Source organism: Acidovorax sp. LjRoot66, from assembly GCF_964253305.1.
Lineage (GTDB): Bacteria > Pseudomonadota > Gammaproteobacteria > Burkholderiales > Burkholderiaceae_C > Acidovorax.
In genome coordinates this window covers 671599-691680 of record NZ_CAXUQU020000001.1, presented here as the reverse complement: position 1 = coordinate 691680, position 20082 = coordinate 671599, and the positions used below count along the sequence as shown (strand labels likewise).

The 20082-nt window shown below is 57.1% G+C and carries 18 protein-coding genes and 1 pseudogene; 11 read left to right on the top strand and 8 right to left on the bottom strand.

Annotated elements, in window-relative coordinates; all coding sequences use genetic code 11:
• Window positions 1-1241: 1241 nt before the first annotated feature.
• Window positions 1242-2210, bottom strand: coding sequence for a hypothetical protein (locus tag ACSQ3Y_RS03205; protein ID WP_436176424.1), 969 nt, complete (start codon window positions 2208-2210; stop codon window positions 1242-1244).
• Window positions 2211-2640: 430 nt separating this feature from the next.
• Between ACSQ3Y_RS03205 and istA the strand changes: the two genes are divergently transcribed.
• From istA to ACSQ3Y_RS03180, 5 genes and pseudogenes are all read left to right on the top strand, one after another.
• Entirely contained in the window at window positions 2641-4173 is a 1533-nt protein-coding gene (gene istA, locus ACSQ3Y_RS03200) for an IS21 family transposase (RefSeq protein ID WP_436176423.1), read from the top strand.
• Between the two features lie 2 nt (window positions 4174-4175).
• The gene (gene istB, locus ACSQ3Y_RS03195) at window positions 4176-4928 is read left to right on the top strand and encodes an IS21-like element helper ATPase IstB (protein WP_436176422.1); all 753 of its coding nucleotides are present in this window, start codon (window positions 4176-4178) and stop codon (window positions 4926-4928) included.
• A gap of 388 nt (window positions 4929-5316) precedes the next feature.
• Window positions 5317-5516 (top strand): annotated as a pseudogene (locus ACSQ3Y_RS03190) (IS5/IS1182 family transposase); the annotation flags it as partial.
• Between the two features lie 264 nt (window positions 5517-5780).
• The gene (locus ACSQ3Y_RS03185) at window positions 5781-6485 is read left to right on the top strand and encodes a hypothetical protein (protein WP_436176421.1); all 705 of its coding nucleotides are present in this window, start codon (window positions 5781-5783) and stop codon (window positions 6483-6485) included.
• Window positions 6486-6504: 19 nt separating this feature from the next.
• Window positions 6505-8013 (top strand): S8 family peptidase, encoded by a 1509-nt coding sequence (locus ACSQ3Y_RS03180; protein ID WP_436176420.1) that lies wholly within the window; start codon window positions 6505-6507, stop codon window positions 8011-8013.
• A 55-nt stretch (window positions 8014-8068) separates the two neighbouring features.
• Here the strand turns inward: ACSQ3Y_RS03180 and ACSQ3Y_RS03175 are convergent, their stop codons facing one another.
• A complete protein-coding gene (locus tag ACSQ3Y_RS03175; RefSeq protein WP_436176419.1) occupies window positions 8069-9475 on the bottom strand; it encodes an RCC1 domain-containing protein in 1407 nt (468 codons plus the stop codon).
• A 744-nt stretch (window positions 9476-10219) separates the two neighbouring features.
• Between ACSQ3Y_RS03175 and ACSQ3Y_RS03170 the strand changes: the two genes are divergently transcribed.
• The 4 genes from ACSQ3Y_RS03170 to fliQ all read left to right on the top strand — a co-directional run bounded on the left by ACSQ3Y_RS03170 (window position 10220) and on the right by fliQ (window position 11513).
• A complete protein-coding gene (locus tag ACSQ3Y_RS03170) occupies window positions 10220-10414 on the top strand; it encodes a hypothetical protein (RefSeq protein ID WP_436180202.1) in 195 nt (64 codons plus the stop codon).
• Window positions 10387-10575, top strand: coding sequence for a zinc ribbon domain-containing protein (locus ACSQ3Y_RS03165; RefSeq protein ID WP_436180075.1), 189 nt, complete (start codon window positions 10387-10389; stop codon window positions 10573-10575). The genes ACSQ3Y_RS03170 and ACSQ3Y_RS03165 overlap by 28 nt, the downstream gene beginning before the upstream one ends.
• 150 nt (window positions 10576-10725) lie before the next feature.
• Window positions 10726-11064, top strand: coding sequence for a DUF4148 domain-containing protein (locus ACSQ3Y_RS03160; protein ID WP_436176418.1), 339 nt, complete (start codon window positions 10726-10728; stop codon window positions 11062-11064).
• A gap of 179 nt (window positions 11065-11243) precedes the next feature.
• Window positions 11244-11513 carry a flagellar biosynthesis protein FliQ gene (gene fliQ, locus ACSQ3Y_RS03155; RefSeq protein ID WP_100409543.1) on the top strand — a complete coding sequence of 90 codons (270 nt, stop codon included), beginning with the start codon at window positions 11244-11246 and terminating at the stop codon, window positions 11511-11513.
• Between the two features lie 355 nt (window positions 11514-11868).
• Here the strand turns inward: fliQ and ACSQ3Y_RS03150 are convergent.
• The 3 genes from ACSQ3Y_RS03150 to ACSQ3Y_RS03140 all read right to left on the bottom strand — a co-directional run bounded on the left by ACSQ3Y_RS03150 (window position 11869) and on the right by ACSQ3Y_RS03140 (window position 15256).
• Window positions 11869-13046 (bottom strand): IS3 family transposase gene (locus tag ACSQ3Y_RS03150; RefSeq protein ID WP_436176417.1). Its coding sequence is split into 2 segments (ribosomal slippage): window positions 11869-12764 and window positions 12764-13046, totalling 1179 coding nucleotides; the frame shifts between segments, so codons are not numbered across the junction.
• Window positions 13047-13238: 192 nt separating this feature from the next.
• Window positions 13239-14573: a heavy metal sensor histidine kinase gene (locus ACSQ3Y_RS03145; RefSeq protein ID WP_100409542.1), complete on the bottom strand. Its 1335-nt coding sequence runs from the start codon at window positions 14571-14573 to the stop codon at window positions 13239-13241.
• Window positions 14570-15256 (bottom strand): heavy metal response regulator transcription factor, encoded by a 687-nt coding sequence (locus tag ACSQ3Y_RS03140; RefSeq protein ID WP_100409541.1) that lies wholly within the window; start codon window positions 15254-15256, stop codon window positions 14570-14572. The genes ACSQ3Y_RS03145 and ACSQ3Y_RS03140 overlap by 4 nt, the downstream gene beginning before the upstream one ends.
• 143 nt (window positions 15257-15399) lie before the next feature.
• On the opposite strand from ACSQ3Y_RS03140, the gene ACSQ3Y_RS03135 reads away from it, so the two are divergent.
• Both ACSQ3Y_RS03135 and ACSQ3Y_RS03130 read left to right on the top strand, forming a co-directional pair.
• Window positions 15400-15732, top strand: a complete 333-nt coding sequence (locus tag ACSQ3Y_RS03135) for a DUF4148 domain-containing protein (RefSeq protein ID WP_436176416.1) — start codon at window positions 15400-15402, stop codon at window positions 15730-15732.
• A 143-nt stretch (window positions 15733-15875) separates the two neighbouring features.
• Window positions 15876-17558, top strand: coding sequence for a phosphoethanolamine transferase (locus ACSQ3Y_RS03130; RefSeq protein ID WP_436176415.1), 1683 nt, complete (start codon window positions 15876-15878; stop codon window positions 17556-17558).
• Window positions 17559-17680: 122 nt separating this feature from the next.
• On the opposite strand, the gene ACSQ3Y_RS03125 is transcribed toward ACSQ3Y_RS03130, so the two are convergent.
• The 3 genes from ACSQ3Y_RS03125 to ACSQ3Y_RS03115 form a co-directional block, all read right to left on the bottom strand.
• On the bottom strand, window positions 17681-18031 hold the full coding sequence (locus tag ACSQ3Y_RS03125; RefSeq protein WP_436176414.1) for a hypothetical protein: 351 nt from the start codon (window positions 18029-18031) through the stop codon (window positions 17681-17683).
• A 200-nt stretch (window positions 18032-18231) separates the two neighbouring features.
• Window positions 18232-19164 carry a cation diffusion facilitator family transporter gene (locus tag ACSQ3Y_RS03120; RefSeq protein WP_436176413.1) on the bottom strand — a complete coding sequence of 311 codons (933 nt, stop codon included), beginning with the start codon at window positions 19162-19164 and terminating at the stop codon, window positions 18232-18234.
• A gap of 478 nt (window positions 19165-19642) precedes the next feature.
• Window positions 19643-20023 carry a hypothetical protein gene (locus tag ACSQ3Y_RS03115; protein WP_436176412.1) on the bottom strand — a complete coding sequence of 127 codons (381 nt, stop codon included), beginning with the start codon at window positions 20021-20023 and terminating at the stop codon, window positions 19643-19645.
• Window positions 20024-20082 lie beyond the last annotated feature (59 nt).

Here is a 20082-nt window from a genome sequence, read left to right as displayed (position 1 = left end):
CAAGCAGTGGTATGTCCCGGCAGGCCTCGCGCTCACGCCGTTCGCCGAATGGCTTCCCGCCAGCGGCGATGCGCCTCCATCCTCTTCCACCGCGTTGATCGGCCCAGAGCTGGACCAGGGCGCCGCCAGGAGCCTGTCCACCTCTCCACGGGGCATCCTCCTTTCTCAGCTGCTGTGCGGTATCGCCTCGACCCTGGCACAGGCCTTCCGGGCCGGGGTCTGGACCTTGGTCGAGGTTGTGGATTCCCGCGTGCGCGGCGGCCACGTCTACCTGGAGGTTTCCGAGCGGGCGTCGTGGTCTCCAAGGCAAGTGCGGCGATCTGGGCCACCACTCAGTAGATTCGATGCCGCAATGCAGAAGCTTGGAGTTTCGGATGACGCACTTCCGCATATCCGCGCACGTTGGAGGCGGTCAGGCAAGCCATCCATGCGGTAATTTGCTCCCGACGCATCACAAGTGCTGTGCGTTGAAGCCTTCTTCGCGGCAGGTACTGCCGCGCACCTGATCGCAGCTGAACGTCCAAGCAATCGCATCGACGTCGCCTAACTTTTTACCTATCGTTCTGCCACTTCTCCGTGTCGGGCGACAAGTTGCACAGAAACTGCGTGCACCATTTCTTACGTGAGGACCAAGAGTTTGTGTGGGAGCACTGAAAGCTGACCTCCACTCAATTGACGCCCACTCAAGGCGCAGCCGGTATCCGTCGGATCGCTGCCAAGCGACAGGCTCCTCAAGGACGTACTGACAGGTCAGGGGATAGCACGCCAGCTGCATGTGAAGTTCGCGCCGAACAGCTTCTCGGAGAGCGAAGTAGATCTGTCCCAGATGTCGCCCGATAGCCGGCAGAAACTACTGGAGGAGAAATGGGTGGCGAGCGGCAAATACGCTGCCTAGCAACATTGAGGCCCGCGAGGAAATAATTGAAGGGTTTGCACTGGAACGCTTCGAGTCGCCAAAAAGTTTTATGGATTCAAGTTGGTCCTGAAGTTCCCGACTCACCGCCTTGAAAGCCCAAACCGCCTGAGCCTGCGGCACGCTTGAAGAGCGGGCGTGAACCTGATGAAGGACCAAATACTGGCATCTCCTCAAGAGTTTTTTGCCGTGCTCACTTATCTTTGCGTATTTCGGAGTTCCTGGACACCAAGTTCGGCACCGTTGACACTTTGTTCGGCACCGAAGTCAGCCAGCTTCATCAATCACCCTGTGGAAAACTCCCCGCGGCCCATCGATTGTTGATAACTCACTGATTGGGCTGAGTGGTGTCCTTGTTCTTGGCAGGCGCCGCAGGCTTGCCGGCCCCTTGTCGCTGGCCGCCCCAACTACCTCGGCCCCTCCAGGCGCAAAGCCAGGCCTCTGCCCTCGCCGTGATAGGGGTCAACAGGTGCAAGGATCGTCCAATGGCCTGCGCTACCTCTGTCCCTTCAGTTCCGTACATGACGTGAAGCAGAGCCGGAAGAAACCGAGCTTCACCTGGGCGCCCATCTGCTTCCAGTAGCAGCGCCAAAGCCGGTCGACGCTCTTTCAACCAGTTGCTGAGACCCGATAGCGGCAGCATGACGGCCGAGCCAAACTCGGATTCGTGAAACTGCCACTCCTCGGTGCTCACAAGGCGTGTCAGTTCCTTCTCAAAAGCGGGGCGCAGCCGCTGGACTTGCTTGTGGGTGGCCACGGCGCACGCCGGAGCACCGAACTTGTCCACGGGTTTGGAACTGGTGGAATGGTGCTCGCACACACCACGCGAGCGCTGCGGCAACCAGCAGTACCGGCAGAAGGCATATAGCGGCGTGGCGACGCCCTTTTTGCCCACATGCGGATGCGCCTTGGGCAGGCCCAGCACGGTAGCCATCCGCGCGAACGAAGCGAGCTCCAGGTGGGAAGGAAACTCTACCTCGCGCGGTGGCTGGGTGGTGTGCTGCACGAGGATGCTCACCACGGCCGCGCTTGCCATGAGCTGCTTGTCCGTACCACCGCTGGCAGCTGCCAGGTTCGCATACAGGATCCAGAGGCTGTCCCAGCTGGTCTGCCCCCGTAGGTCAAACAGTGGCTTGTGCACGTCCGGCAAGAGGGGCCTCAAGCGTTCACGCAGCAGACCGATGGCCATGGCCGGGTTCACGGACTCTTCGCCGATGAGGCTATGGCAATCGAGTAGCACGTCCAGAAAAGCCCGGGGCATGGGCGGCGGCACTGCGTCATCGAGGTACAGCGGCATTTCAAGTGTCCAGATAGCCCAGTAGTTTGGCGCGAGCGACCTTCGTACCATGGCCGATCCCCGCGTTCGGCGTGCCGATCCAGGTGTCCAGCTTGCCGTTTCGGCGACCCAAACACTCCTTTCGGTGACGTGGACACTTGTTTCGGCAACGTGGTCGGGGGAGTTCGATAACGTGCGCAGCGCCGGAGGCGTCGCGCCGGCAGATCCACAGCAACCTGGAGCCTCACAGAGCAAGATAAAACAACACGTCCAGAAACGAAAAAGCCCGAGTTGCAGCTCAGGCTTTTTTGTCCGGCCGAGGCCAGCAAGATTTGAAAAAGATCTAGTGGCATGGAGTATCGGCCGCAGCGTCGGGCACGTCAAGTGCCGAGCGTGCTGGGCAAACTCGTCCTTGCGGCGCGTCCTCCCGCGCTGCGCAAGAAATGAGTCCATGCGCATTGCAATTCACATGCAGCGGGAAATCGCCCGCCTGCACTACTACGACACCGGCAACTCAGACCGCGCCATCGCCGGCATCGTGGGTATCTCCCCTTCCACGATCGGTACGTTCCGCCGAATGCTGCGAAAGCAGGCACACGAATGGTCAGCGATCGAGCCGCTTGACGACGACCAGTGGCGAGACACCCTGGGCACGCACAACCGCTCCATTGCGCAGCGAAAACCACTGCCCGACTGGCAGTGGGTGCACGCGGAAATGCAGCGCCCCGATGCGACGATGGAGCAGCTGTGGCGGGAGTGGAGAGAAACCTGCCCCGAAGGGGTGGCCTACACCCAGTTCGCCGTGGGGTACAGGGCCTGGCGAAGCACTCTGCACGTCGTCATGCGCCGGGTACACCGGCCCGGCGACAAGCTGTTCGTGGACTTCGCGGGCAGGACCGTGGAGATCCGGGATCCAGCCGGCGGCCCGTCACTGCACGCCCAGATTTTCATCGCGGTGCTGGGCTATTCCAACTACACGTTTGTGCACGCTGTCCCGACCCAGACGACAAGCGACTGGGTGCAGTGCCACACCGAGTGCTTCGAGTTCATGGAAGGTGTGCCAGGCTGGGTGGTGAGCGACAACCTCAAGGCTGCGGTCTTGCGCCGCGGCCGCGATGAACTGGTCATCAACCCGACCTACCGCGACTGCCTGCGGCACTACGACACGGCTGCGGTGCCCACCAGGTCAAGACGCCCCAAAGACAAGTCCAAAGCAGAGGTGGGCGTACAGATCGCTCAGCGCTGGATTTTGTTCAGACTGCGCGATCGCGTCTTCTTCAGTATCGAAGAGCTCAACAACGAGTTGCGCCAGTTAAACCACGCGTTGAATGACCACCCCTTCAAGAGACTGCCTGGCTGTCGGCGCAGCAGGTTTGAGAGCGGTGAGCGCCCCACACTCAAGCCGCTGGCGCAAAAGCGCTTCGAGATGTGCGAGTGGCGTTACCAGGTCCGGGTCGGCAGCGATCACCACGTGGAGCACCTGCGCTGCTTTTACTCGGTTCCCTCCCAACTGGCCGGAGAACGCGTGGACCTGCGCATCAACGCTTCCATGGTGGAGGTGTTTCGAGCTGGGCGCCGTGTGGCATTGCACGCGCTGCTCGCTGAGCCAGGCACAAGCACAACCTTGCCAGAGCACCGGCCGGTGGCGCATCAGCGTGTTCTGGAAGGCGAGCCCAAGGCGCTGATGCAATGGGCCACTTCTGTGGGAGTCAGTGCGCAGGGAATGATTAGCCACCACCTCAACACACGGTCAGATCTCGCGAATGGCATCCGTGCTGCCCGAAGGATGCGTGACCTTGCCCGGGACCATGGCGAGGATCGCTTTGAGTCCGTCTGCCGATATGCGCTGCCGCTGAACATCACTTCGCTGCGGAGCATCACCTCGATCCTGACCAACCAGGCCGACCTGCGGCCCCGCGCGGCTACGCCACCACCCCGGCAGGACCACGACAACCTGCGCGGCGCCCAATACTTCGGAGACTGAAAATGAACACCAACACCCAGAACCTGGCCAAACTACGCGAACTGCGCCTGGGCGCCATGGCGGCGGCATACGAACTCCAACAGGAGCAGGCCAAGCTGCAAAAACTTGCGTTTGATGACCGCTTTGGTCTGCTGCTGGAGTCCGAAACCGCCTCCCGCAATTCCCGCAAGCTCAATCGACTCGTGAAAACGGCGGGGTTTCCCGAAGTGGCGGCATTCGAAGACTACGACACACGCACGAGCCGGGGGCTGGATCAGGCGCTGATTTCCACGTTGTCCAGCTGCAGCTGGATCACGCGAAAGCAGAACCTCATGATTCTCGGCCCTACGGGCGTGGGCAAAACCTGGCTGGCGGCTGCGTTCGGCCATCAAGCCTGCCGGCTTGGCATGACCGTAGCTTTCCATGTGACCAGCAATCTCTTTGACAGAATAGGTGAGGCCGTCCTCGATGCCTCGTTGCCAAAGCTCAAGGCGGCTCTCTACAAGCCCAACCTGTTGATCCTCGACGACTTTGGTATCGGCGCGATGTCGCCCACCGCGGCCCAGGTCCTGCTGGATGTGGCTGATCGGCGTATGCGCACTGGATCTCTGCTTCTGACCAGCCAGTACCCCTCGGAGAATTGGCATGGCATCTTCCCCGATCCGACGATCGCTGACGCGGTTCTTGATCGCGTGGTTCATCAAGCGCACAGGCTTCAGCTCAAGGGCGAATCGATGCGCAAGATCCGGGCGCGGGCCGGGCTCGGGCCTGCCTGAAACGGTACAAGTTGTGGCGCCAAATGGACAGCAAGTCGGTCCGAGGGCGAGCGATGATATGGACCTGCTGCCTAGTGTGAGCCTGATCCTGCATACCAGCAGGGGCAACAGGACCTGGCATGGGTCTTCCACTAAGCGGACCCCGTGAAGGGCCTTCCGGCCCTTTTGTTGTTGGCGCCTTGCCTGAGCAAGCTTCAGGGATCTAGCGACAAGGCTTCCACCAGTCGGTATTTAACCTGCACGTCCCCAGCTGAGGCGTATGCTCTTGGGCTTACGGCTCATTGGGAGCGCTGTATAACCATCCTCCTCGATTCAGACATCGCCAGGCATGAGAGCCGAGAAACTGTGCCGATGATCTTGCAGAGTGCATCCGCTCAGCCACGGTCTCAAAAGCAAGATAGCAAGGAGAGGCGTCGAAAGCAGCAAGCGTCTGGGCAAGCGCCGTTGGGAGTGAAGAGAACCCATGCGTGGTTTGTCGGTTTCGGCGAGCTGCGCATTCGATTCAAGCGCAGACTGGACGTTCACAGGGCGCTGCTCATGCTGGCTGCGGCAATCATCTACTCACGCTTCGTCAAGCGGGCATGTTAGCGACTATTAGCCGTCGCACTACCCAAAAGCAGTTGATTGGTCTACTCACAAATTACCGAATTTGACCCCCAGATGGGGGATTGACTAAGTTGCGCACCAGGAAATAAATAGTTTTTTGCAATACATATGTCTTATTGTAATATTTTGTATTGCCTGCTGATATTGAGCTTGAGGGAGTCCGTTTTTAATGATGTAAATTGTCACAATTCATACGGAAGTTGCTCGCTATGATGATTCTCCACACAATTTTTCGGAAGATTTTTGATGAAGATATGTCCAATCGCCGCTGCAATAGCCCTGCAACTAGCGAGTGCTGGAGCTTTTTCTGCTGAAATCGATTCTACGCATTTACCAATTATGGAGAGTCACGCTGCAAGATTTGGATTTACTCCTGTCACCGTGGTGCTCCCTCAGCCGCACCCTGACGAAGCTAGAAAAAATCCTGCCTCTTTTGCGACACAAACTCGTGAAAAAGCCGCAGTTGTGTTGCAGGAACTTGGTGAGAGTGTAAAGCTGGGGGCGCGGTACATAAGTCCGTTGGGGAGCATGGATATCTGGGTTACCCGCGAAGGTCTTGATCTGTTGCGTAAATCCACGAGTGCCACAGCTGTCATTATTGGACCAGACTGGCACCATAAGACTCTTTTGCCGAAAACCGATGGCAGTATCGAGGCTATCAATAAGTTATTGGAAAGTAGCTCGGATGTTGAAGTAGAACTAACGCTGAACATCGATGGCGCAAGTTTTGATGTCGATCAAAGGACTGGACGAGCAACAACTCTAGTTTCAGGTGAGGCCCAAATTCAATCTGCTAGAACTATCGCGGCATCACTGCTCAACGGGATCGGCATATCCTCGGTCTCCAAAGGGTCCCAGGATACGAATAAAAACCTCACCTTGCTGCGGACAGATGCGGCAGAGAAAAATGGCATTATTACGGTAAAAGCAAATCGACAAGGGCTTTTTTGATTTGGCAAGAAGAGCAGAAGTGCGAGCCATCAAGCCCGCAAATTACGCCGAAAACACCGCGCCATCTATTGATCAAGCGGCTGTTGAGGAGGCCTCGCGCGCGGGGAAAGTGGGGGTCATCATTCAGTTGCGCACCCCATATGTAGGTGGGAAGACCACGACAGCATCAAATAAGGCGCAAAGGGCCACTTATGAGGCCATGCTCGCAAACTTTCTCTCGCCTTATAAAATGCTGCGCGAAATCCAGCTATATCCCGACGTAGGAGCAGCTGGCATTGTAATATCCAGCGACGACTTCAAGCGCATGATCTCCAGCGGAGATCGACGCCTCCAGGGTATCGTCGGGAATAAGCCGCAGTACAAGCTCAGTTTAGCTAAATCAACGCTAGCAATGAATCTGCCGCCATATTGGGGCGCTGGAGCGACTGCATCTGATCAAACCATAGCGATCCTCGACTCAGGCATCCTAAAAACACACGCGATGCTGCAAAATGCGGGCGGGGGGAGCAAAGTAACCACTGAGTCGTGCTACCAGTCGGATACAACCTGGGACAATCAACCTTACGTCTCTGCCTGTATTAATAAGCAGAGCACGGGAGTTGGCGACAGTCCTGCTGGAACTCCCGACGCGGGTCGCATCTTTCCCCAAACTACCTGTCAAAGTAACTTTGGTTCGGGATGGGAATCATATTGTGCTCACGGTACGCACGTGGCAGCGATTGCGGCCGGTAGGCCAAGTTCGGCAATGAATCCACAGCTATCGGGTGTGGCCCCGGGAGCACAGATCGCGTCCGTGACGATAACGACACCAGGCAATGGGTTGCATGTTTTCCACGAAGACTACACTAAAGCCCTTACTGATTTAAACAATGGCCTCACTGCTGGAAGCTATCCATATACGATCAGCATGAGTCTAGGCGATGGTCTTGAGAACCAACCAGATTCGTTGGTCGGAAATGTTGGACCTAATCATACGCCTATCGCCGGTGGGACCAATACATTCGCTGCACTGGTTAATAGTCTGAAGCAAAAGAACATTCCGGTGGTTGCGGCAATGGGCAATCAAGGTGACTATTTCCGGATGAATGAACCCGCGAGCGTGCCGGGTGTTATCAAAGTTGGCTCGGTTGCAAACAACGGGGCACCTCATCCCACCTTCGGCACTGCGCTCACCATTGCAACCTTGTCGAATCGAGTGCGACCAGAATATTGGCCGGGGGAGTACATTCTTTTTGCGCCAGGAGGTGAGGATCAGTCGGCGGGTGTTGTTTCTGCAACACCTTATCCGACTGGATCCACCACTAACACCATGCCGATTGCTGGAACTTCCATGGCAACACCTCATGTAGCGGGGTACTACGCATTGCTCAAGTCATACTACCCAACCTATGGTATAGATGACATATCCACCTATATTCAAACGACTTTCAGCGTGGGCTTCCAAATCCCTACTGGCCAAGCATGTGGACCACAGCCTGGCCCCTCGTGCAATTCGCCTACGTCAGTGAGGTTCGTAAGACTGCCTTAAGCTCGGGAAAAGTGGACGAAAGCCGCGTCCACTTTTCCTGATCTGGTACCGATGCCTAATTAGCGAGACTGGACCACATCGACAACTCACCGAGATCCAAAAGCTGATTGTTTGACTCCGGGCCAAGATACATTAATCGCGGAGTACCGTGTGCGGTGACTGCTAGGTTGTGCCCGCCGACATACCTTCGCCAGAAATAGCCACCGACCTGCACCTCATGCGTAATTCCTTCACCCATTCCGAAAATGGTTGGAATACTACGCTCCGCCCAAATCATAACTTTGTCAGCATTCGCTCGGACGTCGAACCCCTTGACCGAATAGGGGGTCAGTGCCTTGTCGTTCACGCATAGCCCCAAACTGTTTGTGAGGTATGGGCGTCCTGTGTAGCCCTGATAAAAAGCGGATTGGGTGTAGCACAAACCGGTACCTAAGAGTCCGCTCTCATTGCTGCCCCAGCATTGGATATACGATCCTATTTCGATAACGGCGCAAGAATGCCGCGCTCCTGAGCTTACAAACGCTGCGTTCGTGATGCCAATCACCGTCTTCGACCGGACAGCCTCGTTCCCGTTACCCAACTGACCGACTTCATTTGCGCCCCAGCATTGAATTTTTCCATCCATCAGCATGGCGCAACTGAACCCTTTTCCCACAGAAACAGATCGGGCTGGGGGAAGCGTTGCTACCTCAACCGCCGTGGGTGAAATGATTGAAGTCGCTGGAACCCCAAGTTGTCCAAATTGGTTCTGACCCCAGCAAGCCACGGTGCCGGAAGCGCGCAGCACGCATGCATGTCCTTCATTTATAGCAACGTCAACAGAATCATTAATATTCGGAAGCTGCAGTGGCTGCATGGGATTTGCGATTGATCCCTCTAGGTTACTAGCAGCTCCAATGCATACTGTCTTTCCAGACTTCAATGCAGCGCAGGTAGCATCTTTTCCCGTCGCAATTTTCACCGCGCCAGAAAGTTCGGGTACATTGACCGCCTTGCCGGTAGTCAACGTCGACGAGCTTACGCCCCCCATTTGGCCTTTTGACGCATCCCCCCAGCAATATGCCTCGCCGTTTGTGGAAACAGCGCATGCATGGGTTGGGCCTGCTGCAATCTGGGACGAGTCCACTACCCCTGAAATGGCGACTTCACCCTGCGAAGCGACGATCGAACCCCAGCATCTTACGGATTTGTCGTCAAGCAGCGCGCAGGAAAAGTCCTTTCCCACCTTGACATCTTTCACTCCTTTGGCGAGGCCCGCCACTGCTACAGGGGTCATGCTGGGTTGCACTGTCCCATCACCGAGTTGACCCTTGCTGTTGGCGCCCCAACACTTTGCCGCACCTGCAGACGTCACTGCGCAGCTATGGCTCTCTCCAACGCTAACGCCGGTTGCAGAGGCCGAAGCACCGGCTGCAGAAAATAGGATGCATCCTAAGATGCTCACAAGCCGCCTATAAAACATATATCTCTCCCCCAAAAAATACCATTGTTGCTGAGGGAGCAATAAATTAAGTACGCCGTTGCAATTCTTACGTGACCGCTGTCACCGGATGAGCAAATGATCGACAGCTGAAGTCGGCGAATGGGTACGCCGTGCAGTCTCCCTCAGAGTACGGACGGCCGATAGAAGTCGTAAATGAGGAGATCCGCGAGGCTGTCGTAGAAGCCTGCGCTCCGCCGCAGTCTGGGAATGCAAGTCTGGCGGGGGCCTGCATCCAATGCCTATAGATCGCTGCACCTAAAAGAGATCTGCGCATCCGGAAGCTAAAAGTTCGAGTTGCAATTGGAGGCGAGTTGAGCGGCCTTCACACTTTTTCGGTGTGTCAAGTGATCGGAACAGTTGTGAAAGATGACATGCACAGACACTCATTACGCCGTAAACGGACGAACATCCCAGCGTGACTGACCGCTTCCGCGCGGCAGATAGACTCCAGCTATTGGCCGAGGCTGCGTGAAAGCGCTCAACGAGCATGTGGTCGAACCCCGTCATGCGTCACTGATCCGCATTTTCGAACAGATGCTCATCGTCAGCGGCCTTGGACTGCTCACGAAAGCCGATCTCTGTGTCCAGTTCCCGCCGTTCCCTCTGTCCAACTCAATTCGCCCCCACTGTCCAGCTGCGACCGAAATACGCAATCTTCAGATAACGGTCTGATTGCTCATAGATTACATCTCTGTAATCAAGGTGCAGATTTCTGATTTTTGCTTGACCCTGAAGTCACTTCAAGCATTCCAATCTTCCTATCACTTCATCAAAGGGAGATTTTTATGGGAATGTTCGAAAGATTTTTTAGCGGCCACCACGGCAAAAGGAGCCACCACGACAGTGGCTATCGCAACGACGATCACCACCGAGGCTATCGCGATGATCGAGTGCCTCAACAACCTCCAGCCCAAGTGAACCAGATCCCTTGCCCATCGTGCGGAGCTGCCAACGTGCCAGGCGCGCGGTACTGCCATCAATGCGGAGGAGGCATGGTTCCAGCACAGTGCGCAAAGTGCTCTGCAACCCTTGCGCCTGGAGCGCGATTCTGCGGTGGATGCGGGCAACCCAAGAGTTGATGCAAGCCTGACTTTCACATAACAAACTTGTAATCCAGCAGTGCGCAAGTTGTCGGCATGCGGTCAGCAAACTGTCACACGTGACTCGTCGGCTGTCCAAATGTCGGGGCAGTTCTCCGGGCACGTTGTTAACACCTAAGGAGATACCAAATGACTGCTCGCACTTTTATCACTGCCTTGACCCTTGCTGCGGTTGTAGGCCCGGCCATGGCCAGCAGCGTGATTCATCCCGCACCGACAGAAATGGGATACACAACGCACCCTGAGCATGCTGAACCAGGGAAGTCGCGTGATCAAGTGATCGCTGAGATGGAAAAGGCAAAGCAGGACGGGCTGTGGCAATACCACCGCTTTGGCGCACCAGTACCGGTGAAGGGCACAGCAGCAACGCGCAACGAGGTCCTGGCAGACTTGGAGCGCTCGCAAAAACATCCCAGCTGGGCAGCGCGCCGCGTTGGTGCTCCAGTCCCTGCCGTGCCAGCTCCTTGAGTTGGCCACGCAAGACTCAATCTAGCCCCGCGCGAGGCTGTTCGATAGGGTGTGAGACTGCACAACCGAGTTCGCACTCAGGCCCAGGCATTGCGACTACGCACAGGGCCGACCTCAGAACTAAGACCCCATGAAGCGTCGCTTCAAACGTCTGAACTCCCACCGCGGGGCCTGTATTCATGAACTCCCAACAAGTCCTCACAGCAGGGCAGCATGCACTCTACATGTTGCTATTGTTGGCGGCCCCCATCGTGTTAGTTGTACTACTGGTTGGATTTATCGTGAGCGTCCTGCAGGCTGCTACGCAGATTAACGAACCAACCCTCTCGTTCATCCCAAAGCTTGTGGCCGCAGTCGTGGCCTTGATTGTTGCGGGCCCATGGATGATCGGAAAACTGGTGGACTACCTGCAGGGAATACTTTGGTCGATACCCAGCTTGGTCGGATAGCTTCCATCTAGAGACCTTGTGCTGCCAGGCCCGGTGGCAATCAGCAATTGGCACTTCCATTCTAGGAATGACTTTTTGATCACTGGCCGCCCATGCGCAATGGAGCACCCCCAGTCCTCACACGGCACTCTGGCGCTCAACCAGGATCAAGCTGGCAATACCCATAAGCAGCACTCCGCCCAGCCCCTCGGATCAACTGCCCACGACTTCATTGAGCACACGGCCCATCATCACACCCAAAGTCACCAGGGTGAAGGTCGCCAGTGCGATGGCCAAGGCCAACGTAGCCACGTTGACTTTGAGCAATGTGTCGTGGTCAAGTCTTTTTGGACACCCCGATAGGGAATTTTCAAGCTCAGTGAGCTGGCGCCATGCGCTGCAACTCGTAGCTGTTGGGTGACTGGTATCCCAGCGTGGAGTGCAGCCTGATTGGGTTGTAGAACCCCACAATGTAGTCAGCGATATCCGCCTTGGCCTCTGCATGGTTGGCGTAGTCACGCGTCCAGACTCGCTCCATCTTGAGATTCAGGAAGAAGCGCTCCATCACGGCGTTGTCCCAGCAGTTGCCTTTGCGGCTCATGCTGCACACCAGCCCGTGGCGCTGCAGCAGCCCTGTGTGTAACTGGCTGGCGTACTGACTGCCCCGATCAGAGTGCACCAGCAAGCCCGGCGGGGGGCGGCGGCTTGCAATGGCCATGTGCAGTGCCTCACACACCAGCTGTGCGGGCATGCTCGCAGCCATCGCCCAACCAACCACTTTGCGTGAGAACAGGTCCAGCACCACGGCCAGGTAGAGCCAGCCGCTGCGCGTGCGAACGTAGGTGATGTCGCTGGCCCAGGCCTGGTTGGGCTCGTCGGGCTTGAACTGGCGCTCCAGTAGGTTGCCCGCGACGGGTAAGTCATGGCGGCTGTCGGTGGTGTGCGTGAACTTGCGCCGCCAGCGAGCACGCAGCCCGTTGGCGCGCATGAGCGTTCGTGCTCGATGGCGCCCGACAGCCAATCCCTGCTGCTTCATCGCTGCGCTCAGGCGCCGACTGCCATAGCAGCCTCCGCTGGCTTGGAATGCGGCATGGGCCTGGAGGATCAGCGGGTTCACTGACGCATTGTTGGCTGCGCGCTTGCGGGCTGCATACACGCCTGAACGGCTAACACCCAGCACCCTACACCATTGGCTTACCGTGGCCTTCTGCACCTCTGTCTGTGCTCTCATCAGGTCCTGAATCATTTCATTTCCCGGGCGAAGAAGGCCGACGCTTTTTTTAGCAGTTCATTGTCCGACTGCAGTTGCCGGACCTGGGCCTCCAGTTGCCGAATGCGCTGCTGCTCTGCTGTCAGTGGTTTGCCGATCCCCGGGCGGCCAGCGGCCTCTTCGTCGTACTGCGCAAGCCAGCGGCGCACCGCGCTTTCCACCAGATCCAGATCCTTGCAGACTTGGCCGACGCTCAGGTTCTGCTCTCGAATCATCCTGACCACCTGCAGTTTGAATTGCGAGTCAAACTCTCTGCGCTCTCTTTTTTCTTTCATGTTCGTCATCTCCTCTGGGGTCTATGGGCCCCTATCGAGGTGTCCTATTTCATTGGACCATGACAATGCATGGGCCCATGCCAGTACCCCAAAAGCACTCCCACTCACTGAAACTGCCTCCCAGTTCAGCCGAAAGGGCGGACCACAGTCCTCAATTGCGCGGTGCAGATCCCTGAACTGATCTTCGGCCTTGTATGCACCTTACGCACGCGTGTGAACCAACTCCAGCCCAATTTCTGTGATCCCATCCCTGCTTTGCGCGGTGGTGCGACCACCATGCATTCGAGCAATGGCTGCCGTGATTGCAAGCCCTAACCCATGGTTCTTCTGACCATGGGTGCGGGAGGCAGATGCTCTGAAAAATCGATCAAAGATGCGCTCAACCACATCAGGAGGAATGGTGTCTCCCACGTTTGCGACGGCAACGCTAACCTTGTCTTTTGATACGGCAGAGATCTTCACGAGCACTCGTGTGCCAGGGCGCGCGTACTGGGTGGCATTGCCGATGAGATTTGACAGCGCTCTTCGCAGAAGTGGCTCATCAAAGTAGCCTGATGTATCGCCTGAAATCGTGAGTTCCAACCCGGCTTCCGCGAGGGCCGCCTCGTGATAGTCCGCGACCTGCTCGACGACACCTGCCAAGCTCTGGGTGAACGCGCGCCTGGCCACCGCTCCGCGGTCCGCCTGGGAAAGAAATAGCATGTCGTTAACGATTCCCGTCAGGCGGTGCAGTTCCTCGAGGTTGGACGAAAGCACTTCCCCCATGTCAAAGCTGCTGGGTTTGCGCAATGCCAATTCGTTGCTTGCAAGCAAAGTTGCCAATGGCGTGCACAGCTCGTGGGCGACGTCGGCATTGAAGCCCTCCAGTTGCGTATAGGCTTGATCCAATCGGCCGAGAAGTCCGTTGAACTGTTCAACCAGCGGTGCCAGTTCAGCGGGCTGACCGGCGCCATCGAGTCGTTGGCGAAGATTGTCAACGGACAGGGACTGAGCCTGCGAAGCCAATTTGCGAACCGGGGCCAGTCCAAAGTGCACGATCGACAGCCCGCCCAGGGAAACTATCAGAGTGCCCACGATAGCAGCCACCGCTAGCGTTAACGCAAGGCGCTGGAGGTGAAGTATGTCGGCCGTGACATCCATCGAGAGCGTGACCTGGAGAGGCTCGCTCAGACCCTCGCTAGGCCGGACCTCGAACAGCCTCGCAGTGCGTTTGATCGCGTCAGGCGGCGGCTCAACAGAGGGGAAATACAGGTGTCCATCCTGGGTGCGGACGATCAAGCGGAAGTTCTCGTGCCCTATCAGAAAGTCCTTGAGCGGATGATCCCTGGGAGTCTGTTGCGCATGCTCCGTCGTGCTTGTCAGCAGGTGACGCACGATGGCTTCCTTCTGCGAGAGCGTCTCATCCTGTCGCTCAGCGAGATTCGACGCAGTGACGAGGTAGACGACCAGGCACACTGCGCCAAGGCCGATAAAACTCTGCACCGCCAGCCACAGAGACAGTCGTTGGCGCAGCGATCGTGGGCGCAGCAGCGTCATCCGAGGCGCTCTTCCATGATGTACCCCATACCCCTCACTGTATGGAGTAATGCCTTGTCAAACGGCAAGTCCATCTTGGTGCGAAGTCGGCGGATGGCGACTTCCACAACGTTGGTGTCGCTGTCGAAGTTCATGTCCCACACCTGTTCGGCGATCTCCGTACGCGAAAGCACTTCGCCCTTTCTGCGAAGAAAAAGTGTCAGAAGCAGAAACTCCTTGGCGGTGAGCTCGAGCCTCTGCCCGCCTCGGGTTGCTTTGCGCCGAATCAAATCCAGCTCAAGGTCAGCAATCCCAAGCACCGTAGGCTCACCTGCATCGCGTGAGCCGTGACCGCGCCTAAGAAGTACCTGAATGCGTGCGCAAAGTTCGGAAAATGCGAACGGCTTGACCAGGTAGTCGTCGGCCCCCGTCTGCAGACCTAGTACGCGGTCTTCCACACTCACCCTGGCAGTCAGCATCAACACAGGAGTTTGCTTCGTCTTTCGAAACGCACTCAACAACGTGAAGCCGTCGATTCCAGGAAGCATGGCATCAAGCACCAGCAAGTCGTAGGAACCCTCGATGGCCATGTGAAGACCATCAACGCCGTTGTGCACCACATCGACGTTGTAACCCGCCTCTCCGAGCCCTTTGCGAAGGTACTCAGACAGCTTGACCTCGTCTTCGATAAGCAAAATTTTCATGGCTCCATTTTCCGAGGAAATAGCATCTTTCCAGATTACAAATTCGTAATCTCATTGTTGGCGCTATGTCGAGGATGGGTTTCTAAAGTTCGCTTCAAGGTCGTTGCACATCGCGGTGACCGAACTTAAACGAGGAGACCCCAGTGAACAAGCAACACAACATTCTTCTGTCACTAGTGGCCGCTGCAGTGCTCGCCCCGAGCGCTTCATTTGCGTCCTCCCTTTATCACGAGACTGGTGGCGAGATGGGCTCTTCGACCAACCCCAGCCACGTCACCAGCCAAGTCTCGCGCAACGACGTTCTACAGGCATTGGATGCGGCCCGCAAAGACGGATCGTTGGCCATCCTTTCCAAAGGTGGTGTTCCGCCCGTAAGCGCCACCGGCCCTGCAAAAACCCGAGACGAGGTGCGCCAAGAGTATCTGAACATGTCGGTGGAAGAACGGGTACGTCTGCAAAGGCTGCACGGAAGGTAATTTCCGCCGCGATTGCAATCGACCAGTTGCCATTGAGACGCGCCACGCAGCTCGGGTGATTGAGGTGGTCACCCCTTGGTATCAGTACCAGCGGACCTATTGTGGGTCGAATTCATGTACTGAGCAAACGCCTGAAGAGCCAGATGAACCAGAGACAGGAACGGCTCATCAAGCCGCAGCACATTGCCACACCGTGGCTTCGTTGGCTTTTGCACCGCCCCAGGCTAACTATAGAGTCGCTGGTGCTGTGCCTCAGTCTGTACTTCGCGCTGGTATGCAACAGCTCATTCCTTAGCGCGACTACTGCAAATCGCGATTGGGCAGACCCCCAGACTTGGCTCTTTGCGACTGCCCTTGTGCTGTCTTTGATTGCGGTACACGCGATGATCCTTGGTGTCGTACTGTCTCGCTGGACCGCGCGTCCTATCCTGAGTCTGCTCGTCATTGCTACAGGGTTCGCTACCTTCTACATGCAACGCTATGGGGTGTACTTCGACCCTAGCATGCTGCGCAACGTGATTCGCACGGACCTAACGGAGGCAAGCGAGCTAATCTCCTGGAGCATGCTTGCTCATGTACTCGCGTACTCAGTAGTGCCTGTCTGGTGGATATGGCGGGTCCGCATCGATCACCGGCCGATAGTCCTGACACTCGTTCGACGTTTCATCTTCGTTGGGTGCGCTGTAGTCCTGAGCGTCGTTGCAATTCTGGCTATGTTCCAGGACTTCTCTGCGCTGATGAGAAACCAAAAGGAGTTGAGATATCTCATCACGCCTGCGAACCTGGTCTATTCGACCGCGCGAGTCCTTTCGGCGGACACGCAGGCGGTGGCACGGGCACGGACATCGGTGGGTCTTGACGCAAAAATGGCCGCATCGTGGGCTGGCAAAAAGCCAGCGCTGGTAATTCTGGTCGTGGGCGAGACTCTCCGAGCAGCCAGTTGGGGAATGAATGGGTATGAGCGCCAGACAGCACCCAATATGCAGGCGTTGGGAGCGCTGAACTTCAGCAACGTGACAGCTTGCGGAACCAACACCGAGACGTCACTTCCATGCATGTTCTCTGCGGTTGGCCGTCGGGACTACGACGAGAGCCGGATACGCTCCAGTGAATCCCTGCTGCACGTTCTCTCGCGTGCCGGATTCTCGGTCCACTGGAGGGACAACCAGTCTGGCTGCAAAGGCGTCTGCGATGGATTGGATGAGCAACGAGTCGATACGGCCACATCGCCGCAGTTGTGCTCAGACGGTCGATGCCTCGACGAGGTACTGTTGAAGGACCTGGAGTCGCTCACCGGCAACGCTCAGGGCAGTGTGGTCGTTGTCCTTCACATGCTGGGCAACCACGGCCCTGCTTACTACAAGCGCTACCCCGATTCCTTTAAGCGTTTCGAGCCAACTTGCGACACTGCTGAGCTTCGCAAATGTGATCGCGAAAGTATCGTGAATGCCTACGACAATGCCGTGCTCTACACCGACCATGTTCTGAGTCAGACGGTCCGCTTCCTCAAGAGCCAGGATAACCAGTTCGACACGGCAATGCTCTACGTGTCCGACCATGGTGAATCATTGGGCGAGAAAGGTCTGTTCCTTCATGGCTTGCCAAGAGCCATTGCGCCGAGTGAACAGACGCAGGTACCGATGGTCTGGTGGCTCTCTGAAGGATTCACGCAAAGCATGGGCTTGAAACGAGATTGCCTCTATGAGACGAGTACAGATGCACTCTCTCACGACAATCTGTTCCACTCGGTTCTGGGAATGCTGCAGGTTACGACCAACGCCTACGAACCCAAACTCGACATCACAGCTGGATGCCGCGCGCAATAGCGGCAAGGCAGGCTGCAAGCATGTTCGGGCCACACAAATGGTCAAGTTGTCAGGTGGGGGGTGACCAACCAGTGAGTCGTGTCAGCGCTGCTACGAGTTGCCAACTGCAGTGCGCTTATGCTTCAGCTTTTTTCGCGCTTCACCAGGGCCGTCGAGCAATCCCACACCTTGACATAGACCAAGTCCCCCGCAGCGACAGCCACATCTTCAGGGAGAAGTGCGATGGTCCAGCGTGAACGACTCACATCGCGCCACTGAACGATGGCGAAACGCGCAGGCGTTCCTTCGAGCTGATTGGCTCTGCAACGGCGCTTGTAGAACGCAAAGTCGTCTGCTGTGGCTTCAGCCCTGCTTACCTTGCCCAATCGCCAGCCTTCGGACCATGGCAGGTAGTTTTCATACACGGGGGTCGCGCAGCCTGTAGCCAGGACGGCGGCTGCACTTAGAGCTAGCAAGCGCAAGAGGGGTGCCATGGACGTTCTCCAGAATAAGACTTGCCGTCTTCCGGCACATCCAACCGCAGCCAGTACCTGGTAGTCACAGAGCGGCCCAGAAGCAAGGCGAGCACCTTGCAGTGCATGCGTGGAGCACGATGCTTCCTTCCGATCGTCTGAACGTGCTCGCATTGACCGTTGTGCCGCTGTTGCGGAGCGGCTCCTGAGCCGTGCGGAGCTCACACGGTGGCCTTCCAGTGATCCGCACCTGCACTCGGGGCATCGGCCACACCCTTGCCACAGACTTCGGCTTCCAGTTGGATGGTGGTGTGCGTGATCTCGAATTGCTTTTCGAGCAACTGATTGACGACCTCCAGAATAGCTCCCGGATTTGCGGTCTGCGGGTCGTACGCAACGTGCGCGCTGAGACTTGTCTTGGCGCTGCTCACAGCCCAAACATGCAGCTCATGCACGGACACTACCCCTGGCAAGTCCAGCAGTGCCTGCTTTAGCTGAGGGAGGTCGATGCCTTCTGGGACACCTTCCAACAGGATGTTGAGCGTCTCCTTCAGAAGGATCCACGTGCGTGGTAGCACCCACAGACCTATGGCCACCGCAATGACGGTGTCTACCCAATTCCATCCCGTGAATCGGATGACGAGCGCTCCTACGATGACCCCAATAGAGCCGAGCAGGTCGCTCCACACTTCCAGGTAGGCGCCTTTGATGTTGAGGCTTGAATCCTTGCCAGAGGACAAAAGACGCATGCTCACAAGGTTGACGATCGCGCCAAGTACAGCGATCACCAGCACCCCTGTGGTTTGAACTGCAGGCGGATTGCTCCAACGTTGCCATGCCTCATAAAGAATGTAGGCCGCGACACCGAACAAGAGCAATGCGTTGAACGCGGCGGCCAGGATCTCGAATCGGTGGTAGCCGAACGTGCGTTTGTCGTCCACGGCTCTTCGCCCGACGCGAATTGCCGCCAGCGCAATTGCCAGCGCCGCCACATCGGTAAACATGTGTGCGGCGTCTGACAGCAGTGCCAGACTGTTGAGCATGACCCCGCCAATAACCTCGGCCAGCATGAAACCACCGGTCAACATCAGCGCATAGCGCAAAGCCGTTTCTTTACCCGCCGCTGGCAAGGTGTGGCCAGAACTATTTCCCATGACCTGTCTCCTCTGATTGCATTTCGTTATGCCACTCGCCTCTGGTCAGTTCACGATTCATGTCCACCCAACAGGCGCTCAAGGTCAATGCCGGCGTCGCGGTTTCCTCGTGGTTGGACGCTTCAAGCGCATTGACTGCTGCTCTCTCAATCGCTTAGCCAGGCGCCGGCTGTACTTGGTTTTACCGTCTATCGGCGGATGGCGTTTGAGCCACATGTGCCGCAGCCGCCAGAACACAAACACAGACGTCAACAAGCCGATCCAAATCCAGAACAGCTTGGCAAAGAGTTTTCCCTGGTCCGCCGGCATTGACATGGATCGCTCCTTTTGCGCCCTGGTGGAGCTCAGGCACTGCGTCGGGGGCGATCCAAGCCCACCACTACGTTGTCGTTCGTTTGCACGAAAGCCCTTTTCGCAGAAGAGTGCAATCGCCGCCGGATCGCCGCGTGGGCGAGCGCACAAGCCGGCGGCGTTCGTGTTACTTCAGCGTGAAGCGGACGGAAGCGACCGATTTGCCTGCCTTCGAGACAGCGACGACGGCTTTGGTACCTGCGGGGACCTTGAAGCTGCCCAACGCTTCTAGCTTGCCGTCACCGGCCAGGAGCTGAACCTCCTGCTTTTCTGTGCCTGCCAGCAAAGTGACCTTGGCGGTCATGCCCGCCACGGCAACCGGCTTTCCATGGTCGCGCATATACAGCTGCAGCTTGTCGGCGCCGGCGACGAGTTCGTATTCGACCTCCTTGGCTTCGGCCACAGCCCCTCCGTGCATTGGCTTTGCGTCGTGGCCGTGGTTGTCAGCAGCGAAGGCTGCGCCGGAGATCGACAACGAGACGGCGAGAATGAAGTGTGAGAATTTCATAACAGTTCCTTTGGGGTTGGAGAGAAGAAAGGTCCCGCGATCAGCGGGACCGTATACGT

What these genes read in the sequence shown, in the direction of transcription:
- fliQ (WP_100409543.1), top strand. Translation starts at nt 11,244, where the DNA reads ATGAACTCCCAACAAGTCCTCACAGCAGGGCAGCATGCACTCTACATG.
- istA (WP_436176423.1), top strand. Translation starts at nt 2,641, where the DNA reads ATGCGCATTGCAATTCACATGCAGCGGGAAATCGCCCGCCTGCACTAC.
- ACSQ3Y_RS03125 (WP_436176414.1), bottom strand. Translation starts at nt 18,031, where the DNA reads ATGGCACCCCTCTTGCGCTTGCTAGCTCTAAGTGCAGCCGCCGTCCTG.
- ACSQ3Y_RS03115 (WP_436176412.1), bottom strand. Translation starts at nt 20,023, where the DNA reads ATGAAATTCTCACACTTCATTCTCGCCGTCTCGTTGTCGATCTCCGGC.
- ACSQ3Y_RS03205 (WP_436176424.1), bottom strand. Translation starts at nt 2,210, where the DNA reads ATGCCGCTGTACCTCGATGACGCAGTGCCGCCGCCCATGCCCCGGGCT.
- ACSQ3Y_RS03145 (WP_100409542.1), bottom strand. Translation starts at nt 14,573, where the DNA reads ATGACGCTGCTGCGCCCACGATCGCTGCGCCAACGACTGTCTCTGTGG.
- ACSQ3Y_RS03120 (WP_436176413.1), bottom strand. Translation starts at nt 19,164, where the DNA reads ATGGGAAATAGTTCTGGCCACACCTTGCCAGCGGCGGGTAAAGAAACG.
- ACSQ3Y_RS03185 (WP_436176421.1), top strand. Translation starts at nt 5,781, where the DNA reads ATGAAGATATGTCCAATCGCCGCTGCAATAGCCCTGCAACTAGCGAGT.
- ACSQ3Y_RS03140 (WP_100409541.1), bottom strand. Translation starts at nt 15,256, where the DNA reads ATGAAAATTTTGCTTATCGAAGACGAGGTCAAGCTGTCTGAGTACCTT.
- ACSQ3Y_RS03160 (WP_436176418.1), top strand. Translation starts at nt 10,726, where the DNA reads ATGACTGCTCGCACTTTTATCACTGCCTTGACCCTTGCTGCGGTTGTA.
- ACSQ3Y_RS03175 (WP_436176419.1), bottom strand. Translation starts at nt 9,475, where the DNA reads ATGTTTTATAGGCGGCTTGTGAGCATCTTAGGATGCATCCTATTTTCT.
- ACSQ3Y_RS03130 (WP_436176415.1), top strand. Translation starts at nt 15,876, where the DNA reads ATGAACCAGAGACAGGAACGGCTCATCAAGCCGCAGCACATTGCCACA.
- istB (WP_436176422.1), top strand. Translation starts at nt 4,176, where the DNA reads ATGAACACCAACACCCAGAACCTGGCCAAACTACGCGAACTGCGCCTG.